This is a genomic window from Roseiconus nitratireducens, from assembly GCF_008629675.1.
Taxonomy (GTDB): Bacteria; Planctomycetota; Planctomycetia; order Pirellulales; family Pirellulaceae; genus Stieleria; species Stieleria nitratireducens.
Genome location: NZ_VWOX01000010.1, coordinates 1 through 17,082, shown reverse-complemented (window position 1 = coordinate 17,082; position 17,082 = coordinate 1). Strand labels below are relative to the sequence as shown.

The following is a 17,082-nucleotide window of genomic DNA, read 5'->3' as shown; positions in this document are numbered from 1 at the left end:
TTCATTCCTGACGGTACGCGACTTCCCATTCTTTCGCCCCGGAAACCTCCATGCCAAAGTTCAACGTCATCGTGATGGGCGCCTCCAGTGGCGGCATCCAAGCGATCCGGCAGGTCCTTTCCGGCCTTCCAAACCGTTTGAATGCGGCGGTCTTCGTTGTTCAGCACCTGTCTCCGGATTCCATCAATCTTTTGCCCGACATACTGAATCGTCAGTGCCCGGTCACCGTCCGAGCTGCCGAAGACGGAATGTCGATCCAGAACGGCCAGATCCATCTGGCTCCGCCTGACCGCCACCTCTTGATTGATGCGGATCAAATGCATTTGAGTCGTGGACCGAGGGAAAACCGCGTGCGGCCCGCAATCGATCCGCTGTTCCGCTCGGCCGCCCTTTCGCACGGGCGTCGGGTCATTGGGGTCATACTCTCAGGATCTTTGGATGACGGCTCTTCTGGTCTCTTATCGATCAAGAAGGCCGGTGGCCGAACAATTGTGCAGGATCCAGAAACGGCCATCACGCCCGATATGCCCTCCAATGCGCTCCGCTACCAAACGCCCGACCATTGCGTGCCCGCGGATGAAATCGGACCACTCTTGGGGCGACTGCTCAATGATTCCCAAGACTCCGGAAATGCCTCCGGTCTGACACCCCGAATGCGCAGCGAGCTGAGAAAGGAGACGGCCGTCTTGATGCGGCAATCGGGAGATATCAAGACAGCCGAGCACCTGGGCGAACTGGTTGCAGCGAGTTGCCCTGAATGCGGTGGACCACTGTGGGAAATGACGGACGACGTTCCCCGCTTTCGTTGCCATACCGGGCACGCCTACACCGCTCAGCATCTGGTCGCGGGACTTGAAGAGGCCGAAGAGCAATCGTTGTGGGTCGCGCTCCGGGTGATGGAAGAGCGGCTGCGGCTGTTGAAACGGCTTGCCGAAAATGACGCCGAACGCGGATTCACGCGTGCCGCGGAACTGGCATCCGAAAAGGCGGCGGAATCAGAGCAGCACGTGAACCGGCTGCGAAAAATGTTGGGCGACATTCCCGAATAGCTCTTAATTGGCCGAAGGTCGCTGGGAGTCGCCCTTCCGGCCCTGAAGCGTCGCCAGCGCAAGGCGGACCCATCGATGTTGGATTACCATCCGCCTAATTGCTTGGTGGCCTCTTCCTGTGTCTCGGCGTACCAGGCCTTCAACTGGCTCAACATCGATTCGGCCCGCCCAGCTTCCCGCTCCAGCAGGTTGTCGGTTTCCCCAGGATCACGATCCAGGCGGTACAGTTCGACGGATTCGGGTTGAAAACGGCCGGGCTTCGCTTTGGGATGTTGCACCACCAGCTTCCAAGGCCCCCGGCGCATCGCCTCCGCGCGCGCTCAGCGATTACTTAACGAAGCCCAAAATAAGGAACGGGCCGGTAGCGGCTCTGCATTCAAAAGCAGAGGCGCAAGGTTGATTCCATCCAACGGCCGCCCCGCGGGCGGCTCGGCCCCGGCCAGTGCCAGCAACGTCGGCATCACATCCAAAGTGATTGCCGGCGTGTCGTTGGTCTGACCGGCTGCGATTCTCCCCGGCCACCAAGCGATGAACGGAACTTTGTGCCCTCCTTCATAAACAGCCCCCTTGCGGCCGCGTAGCTGGTCACTACCGCTGGGAAAGTCCGCTGACGCTCCGTTGTCGGAGAAGAACAGAATCAGCGTGTCACGCTCCAGGCCAAGTCGCATCAGTGTCCGCCGAATCTGCCCGACGCCTTCATCGATCGGCAAGGTGATGCCACGAAACTTTGAAATTCGCTCCTGCTCGCTGGTCGGCTCCCAACGTTTCCATCCCTCGACTTCCGATCGCCGCACCGGGTCCCCGCGGACTTGCACCGGATTGTGGATCGCCAGATGGGAAACGTACAAGCAGAACGGTTGGTCGCGATTCCTTTCGATAAAGTCGACCGAGTACTGATTGATCAAGTCGGTGGCATATCCCGGTTCATCGACTTCTTTCCGCCCGTGCCACCAGTCATGCCGGTTGTGATCCCCGACGTGGCTGACAAAGTCGATGTTTCCGCTGTGGTATCCCACGAATTCGTCGAACCCGTGGTTCTGGGGATGGAAGTCGGCAGAATTCTGCGGGTATCCCTGATGCCATTTCCCCACCAGCCCGGTGACGTAGCCGGATGCTTTCAATGATTCGCCGAACGTCGTTTCCGACGTTTGCAAGCCCTTGCGATGTTCGGGATGATTTGGATCCGGATGAATCACGGCCTCAATTCCCGCCCGCTGTTGATACCTGCCGGTCAGCAATCCTGTGCGTGTCGGCGAACAGACGGTCCCTGAAGAATGAAAGTCGGTCAGCTTCATTCCCTCAGCCGCCAACGTGTCAATTTCAGGAGTTTTGAAGTACGGATTGCCAAAACAACTGACGCCGGCATACCCCATATCATCGACCATGATCACCACAAAGTTCGGTCGGCGTGAATCCGCGGCAATTAGCTCACTCGCCACGGCAATCACGCCCATGAGGAACACGATGTTGCGAAACATGATCAAGGCCTCAAGATAGTGCGCGCGTTTGGACGCCGGATTCTACTCGGTTCAACCAACGACCGTGATTTCTGTCGCGCGTCTGGCAGGAAATCCGCGAGACGTCTGGCAGGCGAACCCTGCGTGGCATTTCAATTCCAAGTTGAGTGCCTGGGAACCAGCCGACCGGGAAACCAACGATTGGCTTTGTCTGAAAGCGTGCAACAGTAATCACCAAGCGTCTCAAGCCGCCGTCTAGCGACGGCAGCTACGGGCTAACACGCTGTCTGGTGACGGAAGCGATGGGTTAACATGCCGTCTGGCGACGGCAGCTACGTGGCAGGCCGTCGGTCTGGTTCCGCAACACACCGGCACCACCGCGAACCTAGCACGAGCAGGGAATATTCACCCGGTTTCGCTTCCGTTGCTATAGTGGCGAACGTGATGCGGCGAAGAATCGCTTCAAGAACATCCGGTCATCCGCTTCTCCGACCCCCGAGCCAAAGCGATGCAATTCACGAATCCGCGAGGGATCGCTGTCTGCCTGTTGATCGGATTTTCGGCGTTGTCGCCACGGGCCTTCTCTCAAGTGCCGCGAACGTGGCAAGACAACAGCGGTAAATTTTCGGTCCAGGCGGTACTGATCTCTCAAACCCCGAACACGGTTCGCTTGAAGACGGCCGCGGGACAAGTGATCAATGTTCCCAAGGCCAGGCTCAGCCAATCCGACATCGACTACCTGGAATCATCCGGCAAGTCCGCAAAGAAACGGTCGGCGTCGGACGCCGAGCGGGCGTTGGACACGAGCCTGGCCGGACCCCCGATCCAGCGTCAGAGCGAGGAAACACTTGCTTCGTTTCTGAAGCGAGTGGGTAGCCCGGTTTTCATCGACCGGCGTGGATTGAACCAAGCGGGAATCCCGGCCGACGTGCCCGTGAATTCAGATGTCGCCGCTGCTTCGCTGTCGGAACAGTTGGACACCGTGCTGGCGGAAAAGCAGTTGGCCTGGTATCGCCTCCGCACCGCCCTGGTCGTGACCTCGATCAAGAAAGCAGCCCGCGATTCGATCGAAGTCTTCGCGTACCGCATTCCGATCCCGAGAAATGATTTCAGTGCCGTCTCACAGAAGCTCCAAAGTGTCGAACCTTCAAGCTGGGAAGCGATGGGTGGTCGAGGCTCCGTCGTTCCGCTGCCGAACTTCGTGGTCATTCGACAGACGGGTGAGATCCACCGGAAGCTTGCCCAACAACTTCAACTGCGGCCGATACCTCACCGTTTCGTCCACCCTCTGGACAATGCCGTCGTTGCCATTGAACTCGACAACGGCACGCTGGACGAATTTGCTGAGCAATTGCAATCGCAGATCAATCGCAAGGTCCGCCTTTCCGAATCGCTTTCGACCGACTTGGCGATCACCGCTGATCTGGATCAGGTATCTGCAGCGGACGCACTCAATCTGGTCCTGGGTCAGATCGATTGCCAGTGGCTGGAACGGCCCAACGAATTGGAATTCGTTCCGGCCGACTACGCTCAGGAACAACTTGAACAACGTCGGGTCAACGTTCCGTTTGCCTCAACGCCCATGGCGTCCCTGGTCGTCAACGCGATCATGACGCTGGTGGAGCCATCGTCGTGGAAACCGCTGGGCGGCCCGGGGCAGATCCAACCGATTGGCGGCAAGATCTTCCAAGTCTCCCAATCGCAGCCGACGTTTCGTGAACTCAATCAGTTGCTCGCAGATCTAGGCGGCGCCGGTTGAACTCGTTCCATCCGCCACAGAATCCTCGCCCACTTGACCGACCACACGCATGTGCACGATCCCCTTCGGGGATCCACTGCGATCAGGCTCACTCGGACACATCCACCAGGTGACATCCCGCTTCCAGTTCTACAAGCAAGTCGCGGACTGAGGATTCCAGCGTCATCGTCACGGACCGAACGGTTTCTCGTTTGTCCTCCGCATACGACGATGCGAAATCTCTCAGGTCCACCGGATCTCCGACCTTGACGCACGCTGTCCTGGGACCCCAGACACGCCGAACCTTGCAGACTTCCATTTCAAGCAAGCACAGAACATCCAAGAACCGCTCGAAGGTCATCGACTCGGTCACGTATCCGTCGTGCAGTGCCACAAACTGCAGCAATCTCCAAAGTGCATCGTAGTGGTCTTTGACCGATTTCTGCCGCTCCGCCGCGAGTTGCTGCTCGTATTCCGATCCCGTCGGACCTTCATGAACGATTCGGTCCACCGTATTGAAGAGCGCCCGAATCCGTTCCAGCAGCGATTGACTTGCTGACGCTTTCAGTCCCAATTCTTCCTCAAGCTCGCAAACGGCGTGCAGCTTCAACGTTTCCGCACGCTCACTCAAATTGCTTTCGGGCGACGGTTTGACTCGGTACGATTTCTCATTCGCTGCCAAAATCGTCTCCGCAATGTTCCGCAGCCGAGTGTGTCGCGACAGCCCCGATTCCGGTCCATTCAGCCCCAACTTCGCTTCCAACCGGGCGAGCGATTCATCAATTTCCTGGTGCATGTCCCGTTGGTACGTGTACTTGATCGCGATCGGGATGCAGTACAGGTGAGCTTGGGGGTCATCTTTGCAAGCGTCTTCGAATGCTTTGAAGGCAAGCTGGAAGACGCCCTGCTGAAACGGCAGGAGGACGCTGTTTTGCCAGATCGCTTCGCCTTCGGGGAAAATCACCAGCCACCGTTTTCCGGCAGCCAACAAAGACCGCGTCATGCTGAAAGAAGGCCGATCGACCGCCCCGCGAATGATTGAATAAACGCCCATCCGGGGAAGCAGCCAACGATTGAACATCGAACGTTGGAAGAGCTCCATGGCTGCGACGTAGTTGAAAGCATCCCCCAGCTTCTTGGAGAGGTACATGATGATGTGCGGCTCGAAGCCACCTGAATGGCTCGGAGTCAAAAGGCACCGCTCCCCCTTCAGTGCTCGAAGCTTCGCCAGATCTTCGTCGGCGATCTCAATCTTCGTGACCCGCAACGTCCGACGAATCGAAGACCGGATCCCGCGTTGGACGATCCAAGTCACCAACCGATTGTTCTTCGGCGGAAAAAAGCTGAACGGCTCCGGCCTGGCATGCGGATCCGTCGTTGAAGGCGTTTTGTAATTCACGGTTTAGCTCGACAATCAACCCCTCAAGGGATCAGGACACAGAACCTGAAACATGCGTCATGGCACGAAACTCGCGGGCGAACAGCGTCCTCAGGTACGGAAAAGCTGTTGCGGCGCTCGCCAACGCGTCGCTTTCCGCCGTCTGACGACTTCAGCTACTGCAATGTGCGTCTCGTCAGAACCGGCCCCGGGGGCTGCAAGCCCCAAAGAGCCCGGCGCCGCCATCACGTTTCGCAGATTCGGACGATCGAACTCCATTTCCCTCCGGGCGAACCGAACCGACCTATTTGGGGAACAGCAGATTCATCTGGAATCGAAACTGCCAGTTCGGGCCACCGTCGGGCGCCGTCAGGTACGGGGCAAAACGCGTGACGATGGTCATGGGCTGCCCCATCACGTTCATGATCCGTCCGGGCCCAATCCCAAAAACGTTTGACCACCGGTCGTCTTCCCCTTTCTCCCAATCAGCTTGAAACTCGCCGCTGGCAGCGAAAAAGAACTTGTCCAAAATCCCCTTGTCGAAATTGTAGTTGAAAAAGGGTTGAACCAGGAAAGGCTTTGAGACGCCACCCTCGATGTAGTTTTGATTCAAGAGTGCACCGCCGACAACGGGACCTTCGGTATAGACAGCGACGGCGCTCACTCCGGCGCCCCAGCGTTGCAGCCCCAACGTTTCATCCGAGGCCGTGGGCAAGACAAATGAGGGACCGACACCCCACGTCCAATTGCTCGGTCGGTCAGCAACGGGAACGAAGAAGTTCTGCCACTGCATGTCACCCAATCCGTGATCGACGGCCGATGCACCGATCGGAGCATTGATGAACGGCATGATCGGCCGTGTGATCAGGTTCCAGTCATCGTTGATCTTCAGCGGAATCACGGGCTGAACCAGCGCCACGAATTGCGTTCGCTCATCGGGCCCGATGCCAAAGTTCCAGTTGTTTTGGATCGGCAACGTCGCCAAATCCGCGATCGGGTTCTGCGATTGCTTTCCCGCGCTATCTTGACCATGGCCGTCGGGGGCTGCCATCACAGCCAACAGCAAGAGGACCAGCACCACTGGTGGGACCTGATTCTGGAACATGCAGACTCTCCGCGTAACATCCATGTTGCGGGAAAATGGCTGGACCTCGGATCAAGCTCCGTCGCGTCGAGCCGTTCGACTTTCAAATGACGGGGCAGTCCTTTGCCCCTGGGCGGAATCTCCCGACGATCACCAACCGGACAGCAGTACTTTCAATCAAAAACCGTAATTTTCAGTGCAATCAGCGGCAAGTCCTTCGCCGCCGGTAGAAGCGTCGAAGCCCGCGGCAAACACACGCGGCTCACGCAAAGTCGCACTTTCCAGCCCATCTCAATGATTTCGGTTTCGTCACCCATCAACGAGAACTTCATTGCCGAAGCCGAGACGGATTGCTTGATGGCTCCATCCCGTGGGTGGTAGGCGTTCTAACGTTTATTCCGATCAATCTCACCTTCCAGGAGCCGATGTATGATGACGGTGACGATTCGACACCTCCGCCAAAGTGCATTTGTTTCAATGCGCTGCCCACCTGCGGTGGATGATAGGGGTTGGTGTGACCGGTTAAGATCGTCAATCCATCTGTGCCGGAGAATGCGGCGAATCAGTCGCCCCTTTGGAGCCGCCTGGTAGGCGAGTGAAATGATGCGTTGGAAGTTTGAAGCAAAGCGGTGGGCCAGCCTGACGCGGCTGTTGACCGTTTCGGTGGGTCTTGCGGCATTGGTGCTGACCATTGCCTGGCTGTCGGGAATGTTCGAAACCAAGATCCAGCCTGGCTGGTCGGAGCGGGGAACTCGCAAGCTGACGACCGAGCCCACCACGGTCGTGCACGAGATCGACAAGGACTACATCGAGGAGGCCATCGGCACCCTGAAGGCATCGAGCCGCACGGTCGTGTCGGCGAAAATCCTGGCCACCATCGACCAGATCCTGGTGGCCGCTGGGGATCAGGTGCAGCAGGGGCAGGATTTGGTTCGCCTGGAAAGCCGAGAGTTTCAGGCTCGGCTGGACCAAGCCAAGCGGGCGCTGCAGGCCGCGACCGCCAATCGCGAAGAGGCTGAAAAGCGGTACCAGCGAACCGAAACGCTGGCTAAACAGAATGCCGTTTCGCGCACCGAACTGGACTCCGCGGCAAGAGATCTCCAAGTCGCGCAGGCGGAAGAGGCTCGAAGCGAACAGGCCGTCACCGAGGCCGAGGTTCTGCTGTCTTACACCACCATCACCGCGTCCAAGAACGGAAGGATCGTGGATCGATTGGCGGAACCCGGCGATGTGGCGCAACCGGGCGTTCCCATCCTGGTGCTTTACGATCCAACGTCATTGCGGCTGGAAGCTCCCGTGATGGAACAACTTGCCCTGACCCTTCACCCGGGAGATTCGCTGCGAGTCTTCATTGACGCTTTGGATCAAGAGTTTCCGGCGACCGTCGATGAGATTGTGCCCCAAGCCGATGCCCCCAGTCGCTCGTTCCTGGTGAAAGCAAGTTTGCCAAAATCGGAACAGCTGTACGAAGGGATGTTTGGGCGTTTGCTGATTCCAGCCGGCCAGCGACGTCACCTTTGCTTGGAAACCGACGCGATCGTTCAAATCGGGCAGCTGGAATTTGTGGACGTCGTTCTTCCAGATGGCACCGTCGAGCGACGCTTGATCAAGAGCGGCCAATTGGGGATGCCGGGGCGGCAGGAAGTGCTGAGCGGTGTGGAGCCGGGTGAACGCGTGATCCTGCAGCGATCAGGCGACGACGTTGGAGGCGACAATGACCAATAGCCCGGTCTCCGAAAACCAAAATCCGCCGCTGCTGACCCGCATTGTCGAGATGTTCCTGCGGGGCGACGTCGCAATCCTGCTAGTCATCCTCTCGCTGCTGCTCGGCGCCGCCGCGTTGGTCCTGACACCGCGCGAGGAAGAACCACAAATCGTCGTTCCCATCGCCGACGTGTTCGTTTCCGCGCCGGGGCTGTCGGCCGAAGAGGTGGAACGGCAAGTGACCGACCGGCTGGAAAAGTTGCTCTACCAGATCGACGGTGTCGAATACGTGTACTCGATGTCGCAACCCGAGCATTGCATGGTCACGGTCCGATTCTACGTCGGCGAAGATCGCGAGGATTCGCTGGTCAAAATCTACAACAAGATCCATTCCTCAACCGACATCATCCCGCCCGTCGTCGATTCCTGGGTCGTCAAGCCGATCGAAATCGATGACGTTCCCATCGTCATCGCGACACTGTGGTCCGATCGAATCCACCGCTACGGCGATCATGAACTCCGACGCATCGCCGACGAAGTCCAACGAGAGCTGCAGGCGATTCCGGATACCAACCGAGTCGAAGTCGTCGGCGGCAGACCAAGGAGGATCTACGTCAAGCTGGATGCGCAACGGCTGGCCGCACACAACACCTCGCCGCTGCAAATCGCCGCCGCGCTGCGGACCAGCAACGTCACGGCGCGAAACGGAAGCTTTGAACAACAAAACCAACAGTTTCACGTCGAAACGGGAACCTTCATCCAAAGCGTTCAAGACCTGGAAAACCTGGTCGTCAACGTCGCCTCGCAACGCCCGGTGTACTTGAAAAACGTGGCGACGGTGGTCGACGGAGTCGCGGAGGCCGAAAGCTACAGCTGGATCGGGTTCGGCGGAGCGGATGGCGAGCACGCCGCCAAGACGGGACAGTACCCGGCTGTCCACATCTCGGTTGCCAAGAAAAAGGGGGCCAACGCCGTCGCGGTGGCTGGCGCCGTGCAGCAGCGTTTGGACGAATTGTCGGCGTCGCACTTTCCCGACGGCGTGCACTCGCGAATCTCACGCGACTATGGAGAAACGGCCAACGACAAAGTCAACGAACTGGTGGAAGCCCTCGTGGTTGCCGTCCTGACCGTGATCGGACTGATCGGTTTGGTGATGGGTTGGCGCCCGGCTCTTGTCATCGCCCTGGCCATTCCCGTCTGCTACAGCTTGACGTTATTCATCAACATGCTGTTCGGCTACTCGATCAATCGCGTCACGATGTTCGCGCTGATTCTCTCGCTGGGTCTGCTGGTGGACGATCCGATCACGGATGTGGAGAACATCGCTCGCTATTTTGCGATGAAAATCTTGCCGCCGCGACAATCCGTTTTGCGGGCGGTCCAGGAAGTGAGACCCGCCTTGCTGTTATCAACGCTCGCGATCATCGCCAGTTTCATTCCGCTCGCGTTCATCACGGGAATGATGGGCCCCTACATGGCCCCCATGGCTCTGAACGTTCCCCTCACGGTTTCGATCTCCACCGTCGTCGCGTTCATCATCACGCCGTGGTTGGCGTTGGTTTCGCTGCGCGGTGCAACGGACGAGAACGAAACGGCGTTCGACCTCACATCCAGACCGCTCTACCGGATCTCACGCCGCGTACTCTCTCCAATCCTGGTCGGTCGAATACCTTCCCTGGTCGTCCTCGGCGGCATCACGGTTCTGCTGTTGGTGTCCATGCTGATGCCGGTCTTTCGCATGGTTCCGGTAAAGATGCTGCCGTACGACAATAAGAACGAGTTCCAAGTGGTGATCGACATGCCGGAGGGAACAACGCTGGAACGTACCGACGTCGTCGCTCGACGCATCGGGCGTTACCTGGGCGGTGTGTCCGAAGTCAAAGACTACGAAATCTTCGTCGGACTCGGATCGCCGATGGATTTCAACGGATTGGTCCGGCACTATTTTCTCCGTCGCGGCGCGAACGTTGCCGACATTCGCGTGAACCTGGTGGCCAAAGAGTTTCGCAAGGATCAATCGCATGAAATCTTGTTGCGAATCCGTGATGATCTCAAACACCTTGCGGACACACTTGGTGCCAACATCAAACTGGTCGAAGTCCCTCCCGGTCCCCCCGTGCTGGCGACGATCACGGCAGAGGTTTACGGACCAATCGACGGCCGTTACCAAGACCAAATCGACGTCGCCAAGTTGGTGGAACAGCGCCTGATGCATGAGCCCGGCGTTGTTGACTTGGATGTCAGCAGTGAAGACGACCAGGAACGCTTCGTCTTCATAACCGACAAAGCAAAGGCGGCGTTATCGGGCATCTCAACCCAAACGATCACTGACACGGTGGAAACCGCTCTCAGTGGTCATCAAGCAACGGTGCTGCATCTCCCCGACGAGGTGGAGCCCCTGTGGATCGAGTTGAAGCTGCCCCGCGCGAATCGCTCGGCGATCGATGACTTGGAGGAAATCTATGTCCAGGGCGTGGACGGCCAGATGGCGCAACTCGGATCCCTGGGCAGTTTTCAACGGACACAAGAAGACAAAACCATCTATCACAAGAACCTGAGACGCGTCATCTTTGTTTATGCCGAGGTCGCCGGGCGGCCACCCGCCGATGCCATCATGGATGTGGAATTTGACCGCCGTGACGATGGAGCGTTTGTCTCCGACGCCGCCCCCCGCGACCTCAACGAACGAACCTGGCTGGCTCCCGGCGGAGGGATCCCGTGGGCGGTCCCTCACGGATACTCGGTGGTCTGGTCGGGCGAAGGTGAATGGAAAATCACCCTGGACGTGTTTCGCGATCTGGGACTTTCTTTCGCCGCCGCCCTGCTCGGAATCTTCATCATCCTGATGTTCCAAACCGGCTCACGCGTGCTTCCCTTGCTGATCATGCTGGCGATTCCACTGACGTTGATCGGAATCATGCCCGGGTTCTGGCTGCTGAATGTGGTCCTCAACGCACCCGTCGGCGGACATCCGAATCCCGTTTTCTTTACCGCGACCGCCATGATCGGGATGATCGCATTGGCGGGGATCGTGGTCCGAAACTCAGTCGTGTTGATCGATTTCATTCACCTGGCTCAGGCCGAAGGCCACGACCTGCGTGAATCGATCATCCGCAGCGTTGCAATTCGGACGCGTCCTATTCTGCTCACGGCCGGAACCACGCTGTTGGCGAACTGGGTGATCACTCTGGATCCGGTCTTCTCTGGCTTGGCCTGGGCCATCATCTTCGGCATCCTGACCTCCACGCTGTTCACGTTGATCGTCATCCCGGCCAGCTATTGGTTGCTGTACCAAGACCGACCGTCGCCTTTCACTCCGTGAAAGTGGCGTTTATCCCGCGGCCTTTCACGATTGAAAACTCGAACCAACGATCAACGGGCCGCTGCCTCAACCCGGCGAGGCGGCCCTCAACGATTCAACCACTCAAAGAAATCTCAATTCGATGACCAGATGGCCCAACCGTGCGGAGGCAGTTCGGTTGTCGTGGGAGAAACCGTCTGTCCGGCGATCAACTTCTTATCGCCTGCCACCTCGCAGCTGGCGGATTGATCGTCGGTGTTGAATGCCGCGACCAACACGTCTTGATCGCCGCGCACCTCCAGCGTGATCGTCCGATTGGCAAGCTGCGTGACTCGTAGCGAACCACGCTGAAGCCACGGTCGCGAACGACGCATTTCGATCAGTTGGCGGTGATGCTGCCACGCGAGCGGCTTTCCGGCGTCCCTGTCTTCCGGGTCGATTGGCAGCGGCCTGCGGATCTCGTCGTCGCCCCCCTCGCGTTCGTATTTGGTTCCCTTCACACCCAATTCATCTCCCGCGTACACGGCCGGCAGCCCGGGAATCACAAACAGCAGTGCCACGGCCTGTGGAAGGTGCCGCGAATCCGACAACCGCGTGGCGATCCGCGTCGTGTCGTGATTTCCCACAAACGTCCATGGGAGGAAATGCTCACAGAAGTCCGAGTGCCGCTCCAAGGCATGCGCCAACTCGAAAAAATTTCGGTCGTTCAGCGCACTCCAGATTGCCTTCCACAACTCGTACTGCGTCGCGGCACCCAGCCCCGACGATTCGACGATCGAGACGTAATCGCCATGGATCACTTCACCAATCAGCAACAGATCGGAACGCTCCGCACGAACTTGATCAGAGAACTCGGCTAAAAACCGGCCGGGAATGGCGTAGGCCGCATCCAACCGAAAAGCGTCAACTCCGCGATCCATCCAATAGCCGGCGACCCGAACCGCCCAGTCAAGGACTTCCGCGTTGGCATGGTTCAACTTGACCAGTTGGCCAATTCCTTCGAAGTTCTCATAGCTGAACCCGTCGTATCCCGGCTGATCGAAATCCAGATGGAACCAGCTGCACCGCTTGGAGTCACGCCCATGCTGCAACACGTCCTGAAAGTAAGGGTGTCCGCGCCCGACATGGTTGAACACCATGTCCAACGCCACCTTCAAGCCACGCTGGTGGCAAGCATCGATGAATGCGACAAGATCACTCTCATCGCCCAGTCGGCGATCGACCCGAAACGGATCGACCAGATCGTAGCCGTGGGTTTCTGACTCGAACACGGGCCCCAGCAACAGGGACGTCACTCCCAGTTCGACGAAGTAATCCAACCAGCGGTGCAGATCCGCCAATCGATGCGTCACCGAACCGTCGTCGGAGTGCAGATGGGGGTTCCGGTCCTCAGCCCCCAGAAACCCCAACGGATAAAGGTGATAATAGATGTCGTTGCATGTCATAAGCCGTCCAGAATCGTCGGGAGACGGGATGAAGGTCGGAATCATCGCGAGCCACCCTGCCGCACCGCTTCCGTCCCAGACAAGGTGATGCACCATTTTCGACAGACCTCGTCTCCAGCCGTCCGTTCATTGTCTGGCCGGGCGCTTTGCAGGTCGTCTTTGGGTCCGAAGAAGCAGTTGGGATGAACTCAACTTTCACGAAGTGCACGGCAACAATGTGGCGCAGTCCAATGAGCACCGCAAGCGTGCGTATGCAATCTGCAAGTCAAACGCGCGCTCATCCACCCCCGGATCGGACGCTGCCCCGTCAACAGCAGCGTCCGATCTGGGAGTTGGGATTCTCCTCAGCGACAATCGTTCGATCACACCATCCATTCCAAATGCTGCGGAACGGGTTCGTTCACCAGGGGACGCGACCGCTTTCCTCCCAACCGACGAATCCACGCCAGCGAGCGGAAGACCCATCCTGGATTCACGAGCAGGAACATCCAAAGAAACGTCATTCCGATGACCACAGCGGCGAACGGTCGGCGAAAGGGCGACGAAGTGAAGATCGCACCGCGCCCCACCTCGGGCATCTCGACGGGCGCCACGGGAAGTCCGAACTGTGCAGCGATACCCTTCGCGTCCACGACATTGATGACAGGAACATTCTGGCAAAGCATTCGGCTGGCGACGCAATCCGGAAGCTCTTCCGCCGGGGGCGCCGTGCGATGAATCCCCGCCCCCAGGCAACGATTTCCCTTGGTTCCGCCAATCGATGCCGAACCTCCCCCAATGTTGATGTAGGCGGCGTAAGAGTCGTTGTCGCGGTGTTGATCGTACAGTTGCACACGCTGCTCCACCGCGTCCGCCAAATCAACGCCGTCGATCCGCTCCAGTCCGTTCCGCTCGATCGCGTTCTCCAGTAGCAAACGTGTCTGTTCGGACGTTCCGGCGGCCCGGTCGTACAGGCCACCCAGCGAACTGGCAACCGCCGCGTAGGAGCTGGGAAAAATCCCCGCGCCTCGCAGTTCGCGATCCATATCCACCCACATCAATTCGGGATCATTGGCCCCGTACTGACTGGCTGCTGCGGACAGGATGATGGTGGGTTTCAAATCCATCGACGCCGCAGCAGAGTAGACGGCGATATTGAACGCCGGCCACGATCCGCTCGCTCCGATCGCGATCCGGTCGCCAGGCTTCACTCCCGCCTCCTTCAACCAGCGAACGATGACTGCCGACAGGTTAGGGTTGATTGACGTTTGCTTCGATTCCAGCGAGCCCAACTTGCTGGTGACCATCGACATGGATGGACCGATCAGATGGGACTGTTGCGGGTCGAGCTTGGAGATCACACGGTGCCCGCGTTCCTGCTGGAGGCGTTTGATATGCAACATCGCTTGGTGCGACTTGCTGGCCGCCGCGGTCAACAAAGTAGCGTCGGGGGCCGATCGTTGTGGCATCATCTGGACGAAAGCCAGGCCCAAAAGTGTCACCACCATTCCCGCCCACAATCCCGCGCTGGAGATCTTTTTCGGACGCCAGTACATCACCTGATGCGGCCGCTTGGGCATCGAAAGGATCCATTGTTTGGTCTTCATGACAAAACCTCCACTCCGATCACGATCAGGGTCAGGCGGACCATCGCCGCCGCGGACAACATGGGGGACAGGGTTTGGATAAAGCCTTGGCGTTCAAACCAAAGCGCGATCAAACCCGGGATGATGTAGCCGATCATCACAATCGGATTCAGTGCTTCACCAGCCGGCGCGTCATACAACCCGGCTGACACCAGGCGGATACCAGTTCCGATCGCAAATCCGATCAACATGGTCAACACAACGCGACGTCGACCGAAAAGGATCGCGTGTCGCGAAACCTGTCGCACCATCCACCAGGTCGCGACGGCGGCGACAAGTGTCAGCACCACGGCAAGGGGCTGATGGAGTGACATCGCCAAATAGCCGGGAACAATCATGCCCCCGACGCTCAGCCCGAATAGCTCGGTGACCAGCAGACTGACAAGCAGCCCGATCGCGATTGCAAGTAACATCGTGTCCATCAGGCCGCCTCCTGGAATGACAGGGTTGCTGCCGAAGCGTCCGGTGGACTCTGTGCGTTCTGGAAAAAGTCCAGCAGGTCCATGCCAGGACCGGCGATGTTTCCCATGCCAACGACCAATGACGAACGCCCAGATTGGCCCTGCAACAAATTGACGATCTCCGACGCCGGACGGCGCTCGGCGCACGTCAAACGGTCGCGGGAGATTCCCATCTGGATCGCCCGACGGGCGAACGCTTCCGTCCCCGTTCCCGACAACACGTAATGATCAGCCGGTCGCCAATCGACACACGCTTCGGCCAACTGCCGGGACCGATCCGTTCGATCGTGCCGGCAATTGAACAACGCGATTCTTCGCTCGACCCGTTCATAACGATCCACCAGCGTGTTCCAGCTGTGGCCGGTCGACTCGGGATCATTTGCGGCGAATCCGTTGACGAATACCATCTCCCGCTCCGGCTCGGTCAGACGGTACAACCGCATCACGCCCGGATCGGCATCCGCCTGCCACATGCCCCGCAGCGCTGTCCGCCGATCAATCCCCAGGTCCGTACAAATCCGCAATGCTAAAGCCACATTGTCGGGATGCTCGATGTGAGAGAACGTGGCCAGATCATCCCAGGTGACGTCGGCGACACTGTCGTCCAAAATCGGCACCAGCCGGGAACCACGATCCTCCGCCGCCTGGGCAATCACCCCACGCACCTCGTTGCGTTGTTCAGCCGTGTAAATTGTCCCACCAATCGGCACGGTACCGCTGAGCGCCTGGGCGACTCCGATCACGTCCGGTCCCATCACATCCAAGTGATCGGCTCGGGCGTTGGTGATCACACCGTGCGTGGACTGGATCAACCGGAGCTCGCTTAACGATTGCAACTGTGGTTGCAACGCCATGCACTCGACCACCAACGCCTTTACTTCCAATTTCACCGCAGCCCGTACAATCCGGCGCTGTTCCATGATGTTGGCACGGGACGGCCGAAACACCGCCGCCTCGGAACCGTCCGGAAAGATCATCCGCGGCACCGTCCCGGTGGTCTTCGCGCAAGTGCGAATGCCGCCCGCACGCAACCCCGCCGCGATCAGACGGGTCACGCTGGATTTCCCGCGCGTCCCATTGACGTGAATCCGAATCGGAATCCGGCTGAGATTGCGTTGGTGCCACCAGGTTTCGGCGACACCTGCTGCCGAGAGCGCAAGCGCTCCGCCAGCGATAAGAAGAGAACCGTCCATGGCTACTTCCTGAGTTGAGATCGACTGTTTGAAAAGCAGAAAAGGGTACGATTTGCGTCAGTCGGGCCGCGGGCTCGTCAGGCCAAACGTAAAAATTACATTTTCGAAGGTAATCTTTACAATGCCGAAAGCGAGATTTCCGTGACGCCGCGCGATCGTATCCAACGAGAAGAATCTAAAACACAAGTAAATAAGGGCTTCGACACGCCTCAGTGCGGCCGAACAAAACACGCCGCCCGGGGCGGCCCGTTCTGACCACGCCCCGCAAGCAACGATCATGCCAGCTTGCCATTCGGTTTCGACGACGATTTCAGTTGACGAGAAACGCAATGGATTCCGCCTGGCACAATGCTATTCAACCGAATAATCCGACCGCAGTACTGGGCGAATCACCAGCTAAACACATCCGTCCACTGCATCATCTGTCAACCTGGTTGAAGCATCACACGTCTGTAATCTCGCCGTCGCGTCCGAAACTCAAGTCAGCGGCAAGACGCTAGTGGATCAACTCCTCTGCATTTGTGGGTCAATTCCGCAGAGGTTCTTCTAGCGATCAATGTCAAGCGTTCTCTAGTTCACCCTCCCGCGAGGAGGTCGTGCAGCTTTTAATCACCCTCCCTCCGGGAGGGTCGCGGAGGAGCCCCGCG

The 17,082-nt window shown here is 58.5% G+C and carries 12 protein-coding genes; 4 read left to right on the top strand and 8 right to left on the bottom strand.

The genetic code is table 11. The annotated features are described in order from the left end of the window. The first annotated feature begins 50 nt into the window (after positions 1 to 50). Positions 51 to 1,049: a chemotaxis protein CheB gene (locus FYK55_RS17280; protein WP_150077706.1), complete on the top strand. Its 999-nt coding sequence runs from the start codon at positions 51 to 53 to the stop codon at positions 1,047 to 1,049. Positions 1,050 to 1,132: 83 nt separating this feature from the next. Here the strand turns inward: FYK55_RS17280 and FYK55_RS17275 are convergent, their stop codons facing one another. Both FYK55_RS17275 and FYK55_RS17270 read right to left on the bottom strand, forming a co-directional pair. Next, positions 1,133 to 1,327: a hypothetical protein gene (locus FYK55_RS17275; protein WP_150077705.1), complete on the bottom strand. Its 195-nt coding sequence runs from the start codon at positions 1,325 to 1,327 to the stop codon at positions 1,133 to 1,135. Positions 1,328 to 1,369: 42 nt separating this feature from the next. Then, positions 1,370 to 2,527 (bottom strand): sulfatase-like hydrolase/transferase, encoded by a 1,158-nt coding sequence (locus tag FYK55_RS17270; protein WP_150077704.1) that lies wholly within the window; start codon positions 2,525 to 2,527, stop codon positions 1,370 to 1,372. A gap of 487 nt (positions 2,528 to 3,014) precedes the next feature. Between FYK55_RS17270 and FYK55_RS17265 the strand changes: the two genes are divergently transcribed. Further along, complete coding sequence (locus FYK55_RS17265) at positions 3,015 to 4,265, top strand: SHD1 domain-containing protein (protein WP_150077703.1); 1,251 nt, start codon at positions 3,015 to 3,017, stop codon at positions 4,263 to 4,265. Between the two features lie 88 nt (positions 4,266 to 4,353). Here the strand turns inward: FYK55_RS17265 and FYK55_RS17260 are convergent, their stop codons facing one another. Beyond that, positions 4,354 to 5,643, bottom strand: coding sequence for a lysophospholipid acyltransferase family protein (locus tag FYK55_RS17260; RefSeq protein ID WP_150077702.1), 1,290 nt, complete (start codon positions 5,641 to 5,643; stop codon positions 4,354 to 4,356). A gap of 283 nt (positions 5,644 to 5,926) precedes the next feature. Next, on the bottom strand, positions 5,927 to 6,727 hold the full coding sequence (locus tag FYK55_RS17255) for a hypothetical protein (protein ID WP_150077701.1): 801 nt from the start codon (positions 6,725 to 6,727) through the stop codon (positions 5,927 to 5,929). 579 nt (positions 6,728 to 7,306) lie between these two features. On the opposite strand from FYK55_RS17255, the gene FYK55_RS17250 reads away from it, so the two are divergent. Beyond that, positions 7,307 to 8,431 (top strand): efflux RND transporter periplasmic adaptor subunit, encoded by a 1,125-nt coding sequence (locus FYK55_RS17250; RefSeq protein WP_235908768.1) that lies wholly within the window; start codon positions 7,307 to 7,309, stop codon positions 8,429 to 8,431. After that, positions 8,421 to 11,732: an efflux RND transporter permease subunit gene (locus FYK55_RS17245; protein WP_150077699.1), complete on the top strand. Its 3,312-nt coding sequence runs from the start codon at positions 8,421 to 8,423 to the stop codon at positions 11,730 to 11,732. Before FYK55_RS17250 ends, FYK55_RS17245 begins: the two co-directional genes overlap by 11 nt. A gap of 113 nt (positions 11,733 to 11,845) precedes the next feature. On the opposite strand, the gene FYK55_RS17240 is transcribed toward FYK55_RS17245, so the two are convergent. The 4 genes from FYK55_RS17240 to pgsB form a co-directional block, all read right to left on the bottom strand. After that, positions 11,846 to 13,156: an alpha-amylase family glycosyl hydrolase gene (locus FYK55_RS17240; protein ID WP_150077698.1), complete on the bottom strand. Its 1,311-nt coding sequence runs from the start codon at positions 13,154 to 13,156 to the stop codon at positions 11,846 to 11,848. Positions 13,157 to 13,518: 362 nt separating this feature from the next. Continuing rightward, positions 13,519 to 14,742: a poly-gamma-glutamate system protein gene (pgsW, locus tag FYK55_RS17235; RefSeq protein WP_150077697.1), complete on the bottom strand. Its 1,224-nt coding sequence runs from the start codon at positions 14,740 to 14,742 to the stop codon at positions 13,519 to 13,521. Beyond that, positions 14,739 to 15,194: a poly-gamma-glutamate biosynthesis protein PgsC gene (pgsC, locus tag FYK55_RS17230; protein WP_235908766.1), complete on the bottom strand. Its 456-nt coding sequence runs from the start codon at positions 15,192 to 15,194 to the stop codon at positions 14,739 to 14,741. The genes pgsW and pgsC overlap by 4 nt, the downstream gene beginning before the upstream one ends. A gap of 8 nt (positions 15,195 to 15,202) precedes the next feature. Beyond that, positions 15,203 to 16,435 carry a poly-gamma-glutamate synthase PgsB gene (gene pgsB, locus FYK55_RS17225; RefSeq protein WP_150077695.1) on the bottom strand — a complete coding sequence of 411 codons (1,233 nt, stop codon included), beginning with the start codon at positions 16,433 to 16,435 and terminating at the stop codon, positions 15,203 to 15,205. Positions 16,436 to 17,082: the final 647 nt, after the last annotated feature.